The 13,132-nt window shown below is 60.4% G+C and carries 23 protein-coding genes; all 23 read right to left on the bottom strand.

What is annotated here, in order from left to right; translation table 11 throughout:
- Nucleotides 1-4: 4 nt before the first annotated feature.
- The 23 genes from rpsE to rpsL all read right to left on the bottom strand — a co-directional run bounded on the left by rpsE (nucleotide 5) and on the right by rpsL (nucleotide 12,855).
- Entirely contained in the window at nucleotides 5-517 is a 513-nt protein-coding gene (rpsE, locus tag V3330_RS07530; protein ID WP_354694787.1) for a 30S ribosomal protein S5, read from the bottom strand.
- A gap of 41 nt (nucleotides 518-558) precedes the next feature.
- Nucleotides 559-915 carry a 50S ribosomal protein L18 gene (gene rplR / locus V3330_RS07525; RefSeq protein WP_354694786.1) on the bottom strand — a complete coding sequence of 119 codons (357 nt, stop codon included), beginning with the start codon at nucleotides 913-915 and terminating at the stop codon, nucleotides 559-561.
- 64 nt (nucleotides 916-979) lie between these two features.
- A complete protein-coding gene (gene rplF / locus V3330_RS07520) occupies nucleotides 980-1,507 on the bottom strand; it encodes a 50S ribosomal protein L6 (protein WP_354694785.1) in 528 nt (175 codons plus the stop codon).
- A gap of 10 nt (nucleotides 1,508-1,517) precedes the next feature.
- Entirely contained in the window at nucleotides 1,518-1,913 is a 396-nt protein-coding gene (gene rpsH / locus V3330_RS07515; RefSeq protein ID WP_354694784.1) for a 30S ribosomal protein S8, read from the bottom strand.
- A gap of 13 nt (nucleotides 1,914-1,926) precedes the next feature.
- A complete protein-coding gene (gene rpsN, locus V3330_RS07510; RefSeq protein WP_354694783.1) occupies nucleotides 1,927-2,232 on the bottom strand; it encodes a 30S ribosomal protein S14 in 306 nt (101 codons plus the stop codon).
- A gap of 13 nt (nucleotides 2,233-2,245) precedes the next feature.
- Nucleotides 2,246-2,788 (bottom strand): 50S ribosomal protein L5, encoded by a 543-nt coding sequence (gene rplE, locus V3330_RS07505; RefSeq protein WP_354694782.1) that lies wholly within the window; start codon nucleotides 2,786-2,788, stop codon nucleotides 2,246-2,248.
- An 18-nt stretch (nucleotides 2,789-2,806) separates the two neighbouring features.
- Complete coding sequence (rplX, locus tag V3330_RS07500) at nucleotides 2,807-3,124, bottom strand: 50S ribosomal protein L24 (RefSeq protein WP_354694781.1); 318 nt, start codon at nucleotides 3,122-3,124, stop codon at nucleotides 2,807-2,809.
- A gap of 30 nt (nucleotides 3,125-3,154) precedes the next feature.
- Nucleotides 3,155-3,523: a 50S ribosomal protein L14 gene (gene rplN / locus V3330_RS07495; RefSeq protein WP_354694780.1), complete on the bottom strand. Its 369-nt coding sequence runs from the start codon at nucleotides 3,521-3,523 to the stop codon at nucleotides 3,155-3,157.
- Nucleotides 3,524-3,563: 40 nt separating this feature from the next.
- Nucleotides 3,564-3,860: a 30S ribosomal protein S17 gene (gene rpsQ / locus V3330_RS07490; RefSeq protein WP_354694779.1), complete on the bottom strand. Its 297-nt coding sequence runs from the start codon at nucleotides 3,858-3,860 to the stop codon at nucleotides 3,564-3,566.
- Nucleotides 3,857-4,060: a 50S ribosomal protein L29 gene (gene rpmC / locus V3330_RS07485; protein WP_354694778.1), complete on the bottom strand. Its 204-nt coding sequence runs from the start codon at nucleotides 4,058-4,060 to the stop codon at nucleotides 3,857-3,859. The genes rpsQ and rpmC overlap by 4 nt, the downstream gene beginning before the upstream one ends.
- Nucleotides 4,060-4,473 carry a 50S ribosomal protein L16 gene (gene rplP / locus V3330_RS07480; protein ID WP_354694777.1) on the bottom strand — a complete coding sequence of 138 codons (414 nt, stop codon included), beginning with the start codon at nucleotides 4,471-4,473 and terminating at the stop codon, nucleotides 4,060-4,062. Before rplP ends, rpmC begins: the two co-directional genes overlap by 1 nt.
- Before the next feature lie 11 nt (nucleotides 4,474-4,484).
- On the bottom strand, nucleotides 4,485-5,165 hold the full coding sequence (gene rpsC, locus V3330_RS07475) for a 30S ribosomal protein S3 (RefSeq protein WP_354694776.1): 681 nt from the start codon (nucleotides 5,163-5,165) through the stop codon (nucleotides 4,485-4,487).
- Complete coding sequence (rplV, locus tag V3330_RS07470) at nucleotides 5,165-5,515, bottom strand: 50S ribosomal protein L22 (protein WP_354694775.1); 351 nt, start codon at nucleotides 5,513-5,515, stop codon at nucleotides 5,165-5,167. The genes rpsC and rplV overlap by 1 nt, the downstream gene beginning before the upstream one ends.
- A gap of 11 nt (nucleotides 5,516-5,526) precedes the next feature.
- The gene (gene rpsS, locus V3330_RS07465) at nucleotides 5,527-5,799 is read right to left on the bottom strand and encodes a 30S ribosomal protein S19 (RefSeq protein ID WP_354694774.1); all 273 of its coding nucleotides are present in this window, start codon (nucleotides 5,797-5,799) and stop codon (nucleotides 5,527-5,529) included.
- 11 nt (nucleotides 5,800-5,810) lie between these two features.
- Nucleotides 5,811-6,638 carry a 50S ribosomal protein L2 gene (rplB, locus tag V3330_RS07460; protein ID WP_354694773.1) on the bottom strand — a complete coding sequence of 276 codons (828 nt, stop codon included), beginning with the start codon at nucleotides 6,636-6,638 and terminating at the stop codon, nucleotides 5,811-5,813.
- Nucleotides 6,639-6,650: 12 nt separating this feature from the next.
- Entirely contained in the window at nucleotides 6,651-6,953 is a 303-nt protein-coding gene (gene rplW / locus V3330_RS07455; protein ID WP_354694772.1) for a 50S ribosomal protein L23, read from the bottom strand.
- Complete coding sequence (rplD, locus tag V3330_RS07450; RefSeq protein ID WP_354694771.1) at nucleotides 6,950-7,552, bottom strand: 50S ribosomal protein L4; 603 nt, start codon at nucleotides 7,550-7,552, stop codon at nucleotides 6,950-6,952. Before rplD ends, rplW begins: the two co-directional genes overlap by 4 nt.
- A gap of 10 nt (nucleotides 7,553-7,562) precedes the next feature.
- Nucleotides 7,563-8,204 (bottom strand): 50S ribosomal protein L3, encoded by a 642-nt coding sequence (gene rplC / locus V3330_RS07445; protein ID WP_354694770.1) that lies wholly within the window; start codon nucleotides 8,202-8,204, stop codon nucleotides 7,563-7,565.
- Between the two features lie 33 nt (nucleotides 8,205-8,237).
- Nucleotides 8,238-8,549: a 30S ribosomal protein S10 gene (gene rpsJ, locus V3330_RS07440; protein ID WP_354694769.1), complete on the bottom strand. Its 312-nt coding sequence runs from the start codon at nucleotides 8,547-8,549 to the stop codon at nucleotides 8,238-8,240.
- 27 nt (nucleotides 8,550-8,576) lie between these two features.
- A complete protein-coding gene (gene tuf, locus V3330_RS07435) occupies nucleotides 8,577-9,767 on the bottom strand; it encodes an elongation factor Tu (protein ID WP_354694757.1) in 1,191 nt (396 codons plus the stop codon).
- Nucleotides 9,768-9,813: 46 nt separating this feature from the next.
- On the bottom strand, nucleotides 9,814-11,907 hold the full coding sequence (gene fusA, locus V3330_RS07430; RefSeq protein WP_354694768.1) for an elongation factor G: 2,094 nt from the start codon (nucleotides 11,905-11,907) through the stop codon (nucleotides 9,814-9,816).
- 39 nt (nucleotides 11,908-11,946) lie between these two features.
- Nucleotides 11,947-12,420 carry a 30S ribosomal protein S7 gene (gene rpsG, locus V3330_RS07425; RefSeq protein WP_354694767.1) on the bottom strand — a complete coding sequence of 158 codons (474 nt, stop codon included), beginning with the start codon at nucleotides 12,418-12,420 and terminating at the stop codon, nucleotides 11,947-11,949.
- Nucleotides 12,421-12,480: 60 nt separating this feature from the next.
- Nucleotides 12,481-12,855: a 30S ribosomal protein S12 gene (gene rpsL, locus V3330_RS07420; protein WP_354694766.1), complete on the bottom strand. Its 375-nt coding sequence runs from the start codon at nucleotides 12,853-12,855 to the stop codon at nucleotides 12,481-12,483.
- Nucleotides 12,856-13,132 lie beyond the last annotated feature (277 nt).

Below are 13,132 nucleotides of genomic sequence, written 5' to 3'. Positions count from 1 at the left end.
TTGATCAGTCCACGTTCGCCATGATGTCATCGATCGACTTGCCACGCTTGGCGGCGACGGTCGACGGGCTCTGCATCGCCTGCAGCCCCTTGATGGTCGCGCGCACCAGGTTGATCGGGTTGTTCGAGCCAACACTCTTGGCCAGCACGTTGTGCACACCCACGGTTTCCAGCACTGCGCGCATGGCGCCGCCCGCGATGACACCGGTACCCTCGGATGCCGGCTGCATGTACACCCGCGAACCCGAATGACGGGCCTTCACGGCATGCCACAATGTGCCTTCGCGAAGATCAATCGAGATCATGTTCCGCCGCGCCTTGTCCATGGACTTCTGGATCGCGACCGGAACCTCCCGGGCCTTGCCATAACCGAAGCCGACCTTGCCATTTCCGTCGCCCACGACACTCAGGGCCGTGAAACCGAAAATGCGGCCGCCCTTGACGACCTTGGCCACCCGATTGACCGCGACGAGCTTTTCAAGCAAGCCGTCTCCGTTGTCTTTTTCCATGTTCGCCATGCTGTTTACCTAAGTTTCGCTCGACCGCGTTCGCGGCCGGATCAGAATTTCAGCCCGCCTTCCCGAGCCGCGTCGGCCAGCACCTTGATGCGGCCGTGGTAACGGAAACCGGAGCGGTCGAATGCGACGTCGGTCACACCCGCTGCAACGGCTTTCTCGGCGACGGCCTTGCCCACAACCTCAGCTGCATCGCGGTTGCTCGTGCCTTTCAAACCTTCCCGCACGTCTTTCTGCACGGTGGACGCCGAGGCGATCACCGACCCGCCTTCGCCACTGATGACCTGCGCGTAGATGTGCCGGCCACTGCGGTGCACAGTCAACCGCGCCTTGCCCTGCCGGCGGATCTGGGCGCGGGCTTTGCGGGCCCGGCGCAAACGTGCATCCTTCTTCGTGTTCATTACCATATCCTCTTGCTCGATCCGGCCGGTTATTCCGGGCGGACTCGTTCAAATCCGTATTGGGTCAGGCCTTCTTGGCTTCCTTACGCGCGACGTATTCGTCGGCGTAGCGCACACCCTTGCCCTTGTAGGGTTCCGGCGGACGGAAGGCACGGATTTCTGCCGCGACCTGGCCGACTCGCTGTTTGTCGCAACCCTTGACCACGACCTCAGTCTGGCTCGGAGCTTCAATCGTGATGCCTTCCGGCGCCTTGTATTCAACGGGGTGCGAAAATCCCAGCGCCAGCGAGAGCGTATTGCCCTGCACCTGCGCGCGATAACCCACGCCGATCAGGCTCAGCTTCTTTTCGAAGCCTTCGGTCACCCCGACAACCAGGTTATTCACCAGCGACCGGTAAGTTCCCGCCATCGCCACGTTCGAACTCTTGTCGAATTCAACCCGGACTTCACCGTTGTCGTGCACCAGTTCCACTTCGGGGTGCACGGGCAGTGCCAAGGCGCCCTTGGGGCCCTTTACGCGAATCTCGCTGTCCTGGATGTTGAATTCGACACCCGACGGCAGCGCGATCGGTGCTTTTGCTACGCGTGACATGCCAATCTCCTTACGTGACGATGCACAGCAATTCGCCGCCGTGACCGGCTGAGCGAGCGGATGCATCAGTCATAATGCCCTGCGACGTGCTGACGATCGCGGTGCCCAGACCGTTGAGGATCTTGGGCAGATCGTCTTTGCCTCGGTACGTGCGCAGACCGGGGCGGCTGATGCGCTTCAGGGTCGTGATGACGCCACGGCCCTCAAGATAACGGAGGGTAATCTCCAGGCCCGCTTTGCCTTCGTACTCCACTTCGCGGAAATCCTGGATATAACCTTCGTCCTTCAACACTCCGGCGATGCCGAACTTCACCTTGGAAGCCGGCATCGTGACCGTTGCTTTCTGTACGGCCTGGGCGTTGCGAATGCGCGTCAGCATGTCCGAAATCGGATCATTCATGCTCATCTTCGTGTCCTCTTTACCAACTGGCCTTGCGCAGACCGGGTACGTCACCGCGCATGGCCGCTTCACGCAGCTTGTTGCGGCTCAGTCCGAACTTGCGGTAGAAACCGCGCGGCCGACCGGAAATCGCGCAGCGGTTGCGCTGCCGCGCCGGGCTGGAATCACGCGGCAGACGCTGCAGGCGAAACATCGCCTCCTGCTTCTCGTCGAAGTCCGCGTCCGGATTGGAGATGATCGCCTTGAGTTCAGCGCGTTTCTCCGCGTATTTCTTCACCAGCCGTTCGCGACGTTTCTCGCGGTTGACCATCGATTTCTTTGCCATCGTGAATCCTTGCCTATTTCGCTTTGAACGGAAAGCTGAAGGCTTCCAGCAGTGCCATCGCTTCTTCGTCGCTCTGTGCCGTCGTGGTAATGGTGATATCCATGCCACGAATCGCATCGATCTTGTCGTAGTCGATCTCGGGGAACATGATCTGTTCCCGCACGCCGAGGCTGTAGTTGCCGCGGCCGTCGAACGACTTGCGGCTGACACCCCGGAAATCCCGGACACGGGGCATGGCGATGTTCACCAGCCGATCCAGAAATTCATACATGCGCTCACGACGCAGGGTGACTTTGCAGCCCACCGGCCAGCCGTCGCGAATCTTGAAGCTGGCGACCGACTTGCGCGCATAAGTGACTATCGGCTTCTGGCCGGCAATCTGCTCCATGTCGCCGACGGCACGATCCATGACTTTTTTGTCACCGACCGCTTCACCCACGCCCATGTTCAAGGTGATCTTGGACACGCGGGGCACCTGCATCGAGTTGGTATAGCCGAAGCGTTCCATCATTTGTGGAACGACGGTTTCCTTGTAATAGGTCTGCAATCTGGACATTGGCCAAAACCCTTGCTGTTAAATATCGACGGCTTCGCCATTGGACCGGAAAATCCGGACCTTGCGGCCATCGTCGAGTGTCCGAAACCCGACGCGATCGGCCTTGCCGGTCGCGGGGTTGTACATCTGCACGTTGGAAACGTGAATGGGTGCTTCCTTCTCCACAATACCGCCAGGCTGTTGCAGGCCCGGGTTCGGCTTCTGGTGTTTCTTCACCATGTTCACGTTCTCGACCAGCAGGCGCTCTTCGCCGAGCACGCGCAATACATGTCCGCGCTGGCCCTTGCTGCGGCCACTGATCACGATGACTTCGTCACCTTTACGAATTCGATTCATTTTCTGGCTCCTCTCGACCGTTGCCTGTGCTCAGAGCACTTCCGGCGCCAGCGAGACAATCTTCATGAACTTTTCGGAACGCAGTTCACGTGTGACCGGTCCGAAAATTCGGGTGCCGATCGGCTCATTCTTGGTGTCCAGCAGGACGGCAGCGTTTCCATCGAAGCGGATCAGCGAGCCATCGCCACGACGCACACCCGACCGGGTGCGCACAACCACCGCGTTGTACACCTCACCCTTCTTGACCTTGCCGCGCGGAATCGCGTCCTTGACAGTGACCTTGATCACATCGCCAATGCGCGCGTACCGGCGCTTGGACCCACCGAGCACCTTGATACATTGGATCTGCCGGGCACCGCTGTTGTCTGCGGCGGCCAGCAAGCTCTGCATCTGAATCATTTCTGTATCCTCGTTTCCGATCTGTTCCCGCTCGCGGGAATCAGACCACCTGGGCCCGCTCGACGACTTCCAACACGCGCCAGGCCTTGGTCTTGGACATCGGCCGGCACGGCACGATCCGAACCAGATCGCCCTCGCCGCAACTGTTTTCCTCATCGTGCGCATGGACCTTGGAGCTCCGCTTGATGTACTTGCCGTACAGCGGATGCTTCACCTGGCGTTCCAGGCTCACGGTGACGGTCTTGTCGGCTTTGTTGCTGACCACCCGGCCAACCTTGACGCCTTTGACGGTCGTGTTTTCGCCGGCATCACCGGACGTGGTGCTGTTGTCGCTCATGCCGCGTTACCTTTGCTGCTCTTCTCATTCAGGACAGTCTTGACCCGCGCGATGTCGCGCCGGACCCGGCGCAATTCGTGTGGGGTCACCAGTTGTCCCGTACCTTTCTGCATACGCAGGCTGAACTGCTCCTTTAGGAGTCCGGACAGCTGCTCTCGCAGATCGCTTTCGCTCTTGCTTCTCAGTTCCTGCGCGTCCATCACATCACCGATCTCTTGATGAAGGTGGTCTTGACGGCCAGTTTGGCCGCAGCCAGGCGAAACGCCTCGCGTGCCACCGGCTCCGACACACCCTGAATTTCATACATCACCCGGCCCGGCTGAATCGGCGCGACCCAGTACTCCACATTACCCTTGCCCTTGCCCATGCGGACCTCGACAGGTTTCTTGGTAATGGGTTTGTCCGGGAACACACGGATCCACAACTTGCCGCCACGTTTAACGTGACGAGTGATCGCGCGACGGGCAGCTTCGATCTGGCGAGCCGTGACGAAGCCGCGGGTCGTCGCCTTCAGGCCGAACTCCCCGAAACTCACGCGATTGCCCACCTGGGACAGGCCGCGGTTACGACCTTTCTGCTGTTTTCTGAATTTTGTGCGCTTGGGCTGAAGCATGGCTCAATCTCCTAGCTGGCGGCAGCCTGGCCGCGCTTTTCGTCGCCGGCCGCTTTGTCATACAGGTTGAAAACCTCACCCTTGTAGATCCAGACCTTCACGCCCAGAACTCCATAGGTGGTTTTTGCTTCAACGAAGCCGTAATCCACGTCGGCCCGCAGCGTGTGCAGCGGCACACGCCCTTCGCGGTACCATTCGGTGCGGGCGATGTCGGCGCCGTTGAGGCGGCCGGAAACACACACCTTGATACCCAGTGCGCCCAGGCGCATGGAATTGCCGACAGCCCGCTTCATCGCGCGCCGGAACATGATTCGGCGCTCGAGCTGTTGCGCAATACCTTCCGCGACCAGTTGCGCGTCCAGTTCGGGCTTGCGAATTTCCGCCACGGTAATGTGCGTGGGGACACCCATCAGTCGGGTTACGTCCCGGCGCAGGGTCTCGATGTCCTCACCCTTTTTGCCGATCACGATACCCGGCCGCGCCGTGTGAATCGTGATGCGGGCTGACTTGGCCGGCCGTTCGATCTGGATGCGGCTGACCGCAGCCTGCGCGAGGCGTTTCTGGAGGAACTCCCGCACTTCGAGATCGGACTTGAGCTGATCCGCGTAGTCGCCCTTTTCGGCGTACCACGTCGAGTTCCAGTCCTTGGCGATGCCGAGGCGGATTCCGGTTGGATGTACCTTCTGACCCATTATGCTTGTCCCATCTCGTTGGTGTCGGCGACCTTCACCGTAATGTGGCTGGTGCGCTTGAGGATGCGCGTGCCACGGCCCTTGGCGCGGGCGCGTCCCCGCTTGAGCGTCGGGCCTTCGTCGACCATGATGGTCGAGACCTTGAGCTCATCGATATCCGCGCCGTCGTTATGCTCCGCGTTGGCAACGGCCGACAACAGAACCTTCTTGACGATGTGCGCCGCTTTTTTCGGGCTGAACGTCAGCAGCTGCTCGGCTTTTTCAACCGGCATGCCACGGACCTGGTCAGCCACCAGCCGCACTTTCTGCGCCGAAATCCGCGCATTTCTCAGAATGGCTTTCGATTCCATGATTCCGTTACCTACTTGGTTTTCCGGTCGCCCGAATGACCCCGGAAGGTCCGGGTCGGGGCGAACTCACCCAGCTTGTGTCCGATCATCTGATCGCTGATCAGGATGGGCATGTGCTGGCGGCCGTTGTGAACGGCAATCGTCAGGCCCACCATCTCCGGCAGGATCATCGAACGGCGTGACCAGGTTTTGATCGGCCGCTTGTTGTTGGTTTCGACGGCCTGGCTCACCTTCTGCATCAGGTGATGATCGATGAACGGGCCTTTTTTGATCGAACGTGGCATGGCTCTACCTGCTATTTACCGGTGCGCTTGCGCGAAATGTACTTGTCCGTGCGCTTGTTCTTGCGCGTCTTGTAACCCTTGGTCGGCACGCCCCAGGGCGTCACCGGATGACGGCCGCCCGAAGTACGTCCCTCACCACCACCGTGCGGATGGTCGACCGGGTTCATTGCGACGCCCCGCACGGTCGGGCGCACGCCGCGCCATCTCTTGGCGCCGGCCTTGCCCAGTTTCTCGAGGTTGTGCTCCGAGTTGGAAACCTCGCCGATGGTCGCGCGGCAGCGCGACTGAACCTTGCGCATTTCGCCGGAACGTAAACGCAGGGTCGCATGATGTCCTTCACGGGCAACGAGCTGCACAGCGGCCCCGGCGCTGCGCGCCAACTGGGCGCCCTTTCCGGGCTTCAGTTCCACGCAATGGACAATGGAGCCGACCGGAATGTTGCGCAGAGGCAGGGCATTACCCGGCTTGATGGCCGCATCACGCCCGCTCAATACTTCATCCCCGGCCCGGATTCCCTTGGGCGCGATGATGTAGCGGCGTTCGCCATCCGAGTACAGCACCAACGCGATGTGCGCGCTGCGATTCGGATCGTATTCAATGCGTTCGACCCGGCCCTTGATGCCGTCCTTGTCGCGCTTGAAATCGATTACCCGGTAGTGTTTCTTGTGTCCACCACCCTTGTGACGAGTCGTAATCCGACCCGTGTTGTTGCGGCCGCCGGACCGGGATTTCTTCTCCAGCAACCCGGACCAGGGCGCGCCATCGTGAAGATGGTCGTGCTTGACCTGAACGACGCCACGCCGTCCGGGCGATGTGGGTTTTGCCTTAACAATTGCCATGACTTCGGGTCCTTAAGCTGACTCTCCGCCCAGGAAGTCGATGACCTGACCTTCCTGCACGCGAACATAAGCTTTCTTCCAGTCGCTGCGCTTGCCCGCGCGCATCCGGAAGGATTTGTTTTTCCCTTTGACGTTAACGATGCGGACAGACTCCACATTCACGCCGAACAACGATTCCACGGCAGCGCGGATCTCGGTCTTGTTGGCGTCGTTGACGACACGGAACACGTACTGATTGCCCTGTTCTCCGACCCGCGTGGTCTTTTCGGTGACCCGCGGCGACAACAGCACTTCGAATAGCCGATCCTTACTCATGCCAGCCACTCCTGGACTTTCTCGACCGCGTCGACGGTCATGATCACTTTGTCCGCGCTGACCAGGCTTACCGGATCGATGCCATTGACATCGAGCACGTACACGCCCGGAATGTTCCGGGAAGCGAGATAGAGGTTCTCCGTCGCCTCACCGGTGATGATCAAACCCCGACTGAAGTCCATCGCGGCCAGCTCTTCGGCCAGTTCACGGGTCTTCGGCTGATCGGGCTCCAGCGCCGGCACGACAATCAGCCGTTCCTGGCGGACCAGTTCGGACAGAATGGCCTGCACCGCACCCCGGTACATTTTCCGGTTCACCTTTTGTGCATGATCCCGCGGTGAAGCCGCGAAAACCCTGCCGCCTCCACGCCACAACGGGCTGCGGATGGTGCCGGCACGAGCGCGGCCCGTACCCTTCTGACGCCACGGCTTGCGGCCGCCGCCGGAAACCGCCGAGCGGTTCTTCTGCGCCTTGGTGCCAGAGCGCGAACCGGCGAGATAAGCCGTCACGACCTGGTGCACCAGCGCTTCCGAAAATTCCCGACCGAACACGTTTTCCGAAACGTCGATGTTTTTGCCACCGGCAACTGCGAGTTGCATCGTCATCTCCTCAATTCGCCTTGACCGACGGACGCACCGTCACGCGGCCACCCGGTGCACCCGGGACAGCACCCTTGATCAAGAGCAGGTTGCGATCGGCATCGACACGGACGACTTCCAGATTCTGGGTCGTGACCCGTTCATCGCCCATGTGGCCGGACATCTTTTTGCCCTTGAACACACGTCCGGGCGTCTGGTTCTGCCCGATCGAACCGGGCGCTCGGTGCGACAGCGAATTACCGTGCGTCGCATCCTGCATGCGGAAGTTATGCCGCTTGACGGTGCCCGCGAATCCCTTGCCCTTGCTGGTACCGGTGACGTCTACCTTTTCACCGGCCTCGAACACGGAAACCGTAATTTCCGCGCCGGGCTCGAATTCGGTGTCTTCACCATCGTCCAGACGCAATTCCCACAGTCCTTCGCCCGCTTCCACGCCTGTCGAAGCGAAATGTCCCGCCTCCGGCTTGTTCAGCAGGTTGGCGCGACGACTGCCCGCGGTAACCTGGATCGCGCGATAGCCGTCGGTTTCCTCGGTTTTGACCCGGGTAACCCGGTTCGGGCTGACTTCGATGACCGTAACCGGGATGCTCTCACCTTCCTCGGTGAACATCCGGGTCATGCCACGTTTTCGCCCAATCAGTCCAATCTTCATGGCTTTGCCTTTATTCAGCTGTTACAGGCCGGATCAGTACAGTTTGATCTGTACGTCCACGCCGGCAGCGAGGTCCAGTTTCATCAGTGCATCCACGGTCTTGTCGTTGGGATCCACGATGTCCATCAGGCGCTTGTGCGTGCGCGTTTCGTACTGGTCCCGCGCGTCTTTGTTGACGTGGGGGGAAATCAGCACGGTATGGCGCTCGATCTTGGTCGGCAGAGGAATCGGGCCCAGCACCTGCGCACCGGTGCGCTTGGCGGTTTCCACGATCTCTGCAGCCGAACGGTCGATCAGGCGATGATCGAACGCCTTCAGCCTGATGCGGATTCTCTGTTCTGCCATCTCTATGTACTCGCTTTGTTTAAACGCTTACTCGTGGATTTTGGCCACGACGCCGGCACCCACGGTGCGGCCGCCTTCACGGATCGCGAAGCGCAGACCTTCTTCCATCGCGATCGGCGCGATCAGCGACACCTGCATCTGCACGTTGTCGCCCGGCATCACCATCTCCACGCCTTCCGGCAACTCCACCGCGCCCGTCACGTCCGTCGTGCGGAAGTAGAACTGCGGCCGGTAGCCCTTGAAAAACGGCGTGTGACGTCCGCCCTCTTCTTTCGACAGAATGTACACCTCCGCCTCGAACTTGGTGTGCGGCGTGATCGTGCCCGGATGCGCCAGCACCTGGCCACGTTCCACTTCGTCACGCTTGGTGCCGCGCAGCAGCACACCCACGTTGTCGCCCGCCCGACCTTCGTCCAGCAGCTTGCGGAACATCTCCACACCCGTGCACGTCGTCTTCGTCGTCGCGTTAATGCCCACAATCTCGATTTCGTCGCCCACCGTGATGATCCCGCGCTCCACGCGCCCGGTTACCACCGTGCCGCGGCCCGAAATCGAGAACACGTCCTCGATCGGCAGCAGGAACGGCTTGTCCGTGTCACGCACCGGCTCCGGAATGTACGCATCCATCTCTTCGATCAGCTTCAGAATCGACGGAATGCCAATGTCCGACGTATCCCCTTCCAGCGCCTTCAGCGCCGAACCCGTTACGATCGGCGTGTCGTCGCCCGGGAACTCGTACGAAGACAGCAGCTCGCGCACTTCCATCTCCACCAGTTCCAGCAGCTCTTCATCGTCCACCTGGTCCGCCTTGTTCAGGTACACCAGGATGTACGGCACACCCACCTGGCGCGCCAGCAGAATGTGCTCTCGCGTCTGCGGCATCGGGCCATCGGCCGCCGATACCACCAGAATCGCTCCGTCCATCTGCGCCGCACCCGTGATCATGTTCTTCACGTAGTCCGCGTGTCCCGGGCAGTCCACGTGTGCGTAGTGCCGCGAATCCGACTCGTACTCCACGTGCGCCGTCGCAATCGTGATGCCGCGCGCGCGTTCTTCCGGCGCGTTGTCGATCTGGTCGTACGCCTTGAACTCGCCGCCACGCGCTTCCGCGCAGATCTTCGTCAGCGCCGCCGTCAGCGTCGTCTTGCCGTGATCCACATGACCAATCGTTCCCACGTTGACGTGGGGCTTGGTACGTTCGAATTTTTCCTTGGACATGAGTAAAACCTCTTTAACTATTCTGGTCGCAATTCCGCCGGGAAAATCAGGCGGTCTTCTTGACGATTTCTTCGGACACGCTGTTCGGAGCCTCGGCGTAATGCTCGAATTCCATGGAGTACGTCGCACGGCCCTGGGTCTGTGACCGCAGATCGGTGGCGTACCCGAACATTTCCGACAGGGGAACGTGGGCGTTGATCAGTTTGCCCGCCGGACTGTCTTCCATGCCCTGCACGATGCCACGACGCCGATTCAGGTCGCCCATCACGTCGCCCATGTACTCTTCGGGCGTTACGACTTCCACTTTCATGATCGGCTCGAGCAGAACGGGTGACGCGGCGGTCGCACCATTCTTGAACGCCATCGAGCCGGCAATTTTGAAGGCCATCTCACTGGAGTCGACCTCATGGTAGGAGCCGTCATACAGGGTCGCTTTGCAATCCACCATGGGATAGCCCGCAACGACACCGTTTTCCAGGGCTTCCTGGATACCCTTGTCGACCGCGCCGATGTATTCCTTGGGCACGACACCACCGACGATCGAGTTTTCAAACTCGTAACCGGCACCCTTTTCCATCGGCTCCAGGCGAATCTTCACGTGCCCGTACTGGCCACGGCCGCCCGACTGGCGGACGAACTTGCCTTCGGCTTCGACCGCTTTGCGGATGGTTTCGCGGTAAGCGACCTGAGGCTTGCCTACATTGGCCTCAACCTTGAACTCACGTTTCATTCGGTCGACGATGATGTCGAGGTGCAGTTCGCCCATGCCGGAAATAATGGTTTGACCCGATTCTTCATCGGTGTGCACCCGGAAGGACGGATCTTCCTGAGCCAACTTGCTCAGCGCAATGCCCATTTTCTCCTGGTCGGCCTTGGTCTTGGGCTCCACGGCCACCGCGATGACCGGGTCCGGAAACTCCATCCGCTCCAGCGTGATGATGTTGCCGGCGTCACACAGGGTGTCACCGGTGGTCACATCCTTCAGGCCCACGGCCGCGGCAATGTCGCCAGCCCGGACTTCCTTGATTTCCTCACGGGTGTTGGAGTGCATCTGCAGGATGCGGCCCACACGCTCTTTCTTGTGCTTCACCGGGTTGTACACGGTGTCGCCGGAACTCAGAACACCCGAATAAACGCGGAAGAACGTCAGCGAACCCACAAACGGGTCGGTAGCGATCTTGAACGCCAGCGCCGCGAAGGGGTCATCATCGGTACTCTTGCGCTCACCGGTGGATTCGTCTTCGTTGATCCCTTTGATGGAGGGAACGTCGACCGGCGACGGGCTGTACTGGATCACAGCATCGAGCAGCGCCTGCACACCCTTGTTCTTGAACGCCGTCCCGCACAGGCATGGCACCAGATCATTGGACAAGGTGCCGGCGCGAATGCCCTCGATGATTTGCTCCTCGGTCAGTTCGCCCGACTCGAGATAGGCTTCCATCAACTCTTCGGTCGTTTCTGCCGCCGACTCGACGAGGAACTCGCGCGCCTGCTCGGCTTCGGCCTTCAGCTCCTCGGGAATTTCCCGGGCGTCGTAGGTAATCCCCTGGTTCTCGGCGTTCCAGTAGATCGCACGCATCTTGACCAGATCAATCACACCTTCGAAATTTTCTTCAGCGCCGATCGGCAGCTGAATCGGCACCGGCCGGGCACCGAGGCGCTCACGAATCTGATCCACCACGCGAGTGAAGTTCGCGCCGGTACGGTCCATCTTGTTGACGAACGCCAGGCGGGGCACTCCGTAGCGGGTCGCCTGACGCCATACCGTTTCGGACTGCGGCTGAACGCCACCCACGGCACAGAAAACAGCCACCGCACCGTCGAGCACGCGCAGCGAACGCTCCACCTCGATCGTGAAGTCGACGTGGCCAGGGGTGTCGATGATGTTGATGCGGTGTTCCTTGAACTGCTGATCCATGCCGGACCAGAAACAGGTCGTAGCAGCCGAGGTGATGGTGATACCCCGCTCCTGCTCCTGCTCCATCCAGTCCATGGTCGCATTACCGTCATGCACCTCACCGATCTTGTGCGAAACACCGGTGTAGAACAGAACACGCTCGGTAGTCGTGGTCTTGCCGGCGTCAATGTGCGCCATGATGCCGATGTTGCGGTATCGTTCGATCGGAGTCTTTCGTGCCACTGTCTTATCCTCGGATAACCTGTTGACCTACGCTGGCCCTTACCAGCGGTAGTGTGCGAATGCCTTGTTGGCCTCCGCCATGCGATGCGTTTCTTCGCGGCGTTTGACCGCCGCACCACGCTGCTCGACCGCGTCCAGCAGTTCGCCCGCGAGACGCTGCGGCATATTCATTTCACTGCGCTTGCGCGCGGCGTCGATGACCCAGCGCATGGCCAGCGTCTGACGGCGTTTCGGCCGCACTTCGACCGGCACCTGGTAGGTAGCGCCACCGACACGGCGGGATTTCACCTCCACCATCGGACTCACGTTTTCCAGCGCTTTTTCGACCAGCTCGACCGCATCCGCGCTCTTGTTCTTGTCGCCGATGCTGTCGATCGCGCCGTACACGATTTTTTCAGCGACGGACTTTTTGCCGCTGATCATCACCATGTTGATGAACCGCGCGATCATCTCGCTGCCGAATTTCGGATCCGGCAGGATCTCCCGGGTGTAGTTGGTTTGCTTTCTGGACATCGATTCTGTTCCGTCATTGATCCACGTACGGGATCACCTAGTTGCAGCTTCCGCTCGGATTCAGCCTTTCGGGCGTTTCGCGCCGTATTTGGAGCGTCCCTGGCGGCGGTCTGAGACTCCCGCGGTGTCGAGACTGCCCCGAACGGTGTGATAACGCACACCGGGCAGATCCTTGACACGCCCCCCGCGGATAAGCACAACGCTGTGCTCCTGCAGGTTGTGGCCTTCACCGCCGATGTAGCTGGTTACTTCGAAGCCGTTGGTCAACCGCACACGGGCAACCTTGCGCAGGGCCGAATTCGGCTTTTTCGGCGTAGTGGTATACACACGGGTGCACACACCGCGTTTCTGCGGGCAGCCTTCCAGCGCCGGCACGGTGCTCTTGTAGAGCTTCGGCTTGCGCGGCTTGCGTACGAGCTGGTTGATCGTTGCCATATCTGTTCCTGATCTCGCTTGGCCTGGTTTCCTGCGACCGGCGCTATTTGGGCGCCGGACAAAGTAACCGGCAGTCGGGACGATCCCGGCCGCCGGAAGGGCGCGCATGATACACCGTGCCCTGACAATGTCAAACGCCCAACCCCGCGAATACTGGTTCGGGATTGGGCGCCGTTGAATCCGGCCCACGCGCCGGCGACATCGGCTCTCCGCAACGGTTTCATGGCCGCGCGGCCCTCCTTGTGGAGGGATTCAAGTAGTTAGCCGGAGAATTATG

Origin of the sequence: Elongatibacter sediminis, assembly GCF_037892215.1 — a bacterium.
GTDB classification, from domain to species: domain Bacteria; phylum Pseudomonadota; class Gammaproteobacteria; order Xanthomonadales; family SZUA-36; genus Elongatibacter; species Elongatibacter sediminis.
Note: the sequence above shows the minus strand (reverse complement) of the source record. Positions and strands in the feature narration are given on the sequence as shown.

What these genes read in the sequence shown, in the direction of transcription:
- rpsE (WP_354694787.1), bottom strand. Translation starts at nt 517, where the DNA reads ATGGCGAACATGGAAAAAGACAACGGAGACGGCTTGCTTGAAAAGCTC.
- rplR (WP_354694786.1), bottom strand. Translation starts at nt 915, where the DNA reads ATGAACACGAAGAAGGATGCACGTTTGCGCCGGGCCCGCAAAGCCCGC.
- rplF (WP_354694785.1), bottom strand. Translation starts at nt 1,507, where the DNA reads ATGTCACGCGTAGCAAAAGCACCGATCGCGCTGCCGTCGGGTGTCGAA.
- rpsH (WP_354694784.1), bottom strand. Translation starts at nt 1,913, where the DNA reads ATGAGCATGAATGATCCGATTTCGGACATGCTGACGCGCATTCGCAAC.
- rpsN (WP_354694783.1), bottom strand. Translation starts at nt 2,232, where the DNA reads ATGGCAAAGAAATCGATGGTCAACCGCGAGAAACGTCGCGAACGGCTG.
- rplE (WP_354694782.1), bottom strand. Translation starts at nt 2,788, where the DNA reads ATGTCCAGATTGCAGACCTATTACAAGGAAACCGTCGTTCCACAAATG.
- rplX (WP_354694781.1), bottom strand. Translation starts at nt 3,124, where the DNA reads ATGAATCGAATTCGTAAAGGTGACGAAGTCATCGTGATCAGTGGCCGC.
- rplN (WP_354694780.1), bottom strand. Translation starts at nt 3,523, where the DNA reads ATGATTCAGATGCAGAGCTTGCTGGCCGCCGCAGACAACAGCGGTGCC.
- rpsQ (WP_354694779.1), bottom strand. Translation starts at nt 3,860, where the DNA reads ATGAGCGACAACAGCACCACGTCCGGTGATGCCGGCGAAAACACGACC.
- rpmC (WP_354694778.1), bottom strand. Translation starts at nt 4,060, where the DNA reads ATGGACGCGCAGGAACTGAGAAGCAAGAGCGAAAGCGATCTGCGAGAG.
- rplP (WP_354694777.1), bottom strand. Translation starts at nt 4,473, where the DNA reads ATGCTTCAGCCCAAGCGCACAAAATTCAGAAAACAGCAGAAAGGTCGT.
- rpsC (WP_354694776.1), bottom strand. Translation starts at nt 5,165, where the DNA reads ATGGGTCAGAAGGTACATCCAACCGGAATCCGCCTCGGCATCGCCAAG.
- rplV (WP_354694775.1), bottom strand. Translation starts at nt 5,515, where the DNA reads ATGGAATCGAAAGCCATTCTGAGAAATGCGCGGATTTCGGCGCAGAAA.
- rpsS (WP_354694774.1), bottom strand. Translation starts at nt 5,799, where the DNA reads ATGCCACGTTCGATCAAAAAAGGCCCGTTCATCGATCATCACCTGATG.
- rplB (WP_354694773.1), bottom strand. Translation starts at nt 6,638, where the DNA reads ATGGCAATTGTTAAGGCAAAACCCACATCGCCCGGACGGCGTGGCGTC.
- rplW (WP_354694772.1), bottom strand. Translation starts at nt 6,953, where the DNA reads ATGAGTAAGGATCGGCTATTCGAAGTGCTGTTGTCGCCGCGGGTCACC.
- rplD (WP_354694771.1), bottom strand. Translation starts at nt 7,552, where the DNA reads ATGCAACTCGCAGTTGCCGGTGGCAAAAACATCGACGTTTCGGAAAAC.
- rplC (WP_354694770.1), bottom strand. Translation starts at nt 8,204, where the DNA reads ATGAAGATTGGACTGATTGGGCGAAAACGTGGCATGACCCGGATGTTC.
- rpsJ (WP_354694769.1), bottom strand. Translation starts at nt 8,549, where the DNA reads ATGGCAGAACAGAGAATCCGCATCAGGCTGAAGGCGTTCGATCATCGC.
- tuf (WP_354694757.1), bottom strand. Translation starts at nt 9,767, where the DNA reads ATGTCCAAGGAAAAATTCGAACGTACCAAGCCCCACGTCAACGTGGGA.
- rpsG (WP_354694767.1), bottom strand. Translation starts at nt 12,420, where the DNA reads ATGTCCAGAAAGCAAACCAACTACACCCGGGAGATCCTGCCGGATCCG.
- rpsL (WP_354694766.1), bottom strand. Translation starts at nt 12,855, where the DNA reads ATGGCAACGATCAACCAGCTCGTACGCAAGCCGCGCAAGCCGAAGCTC.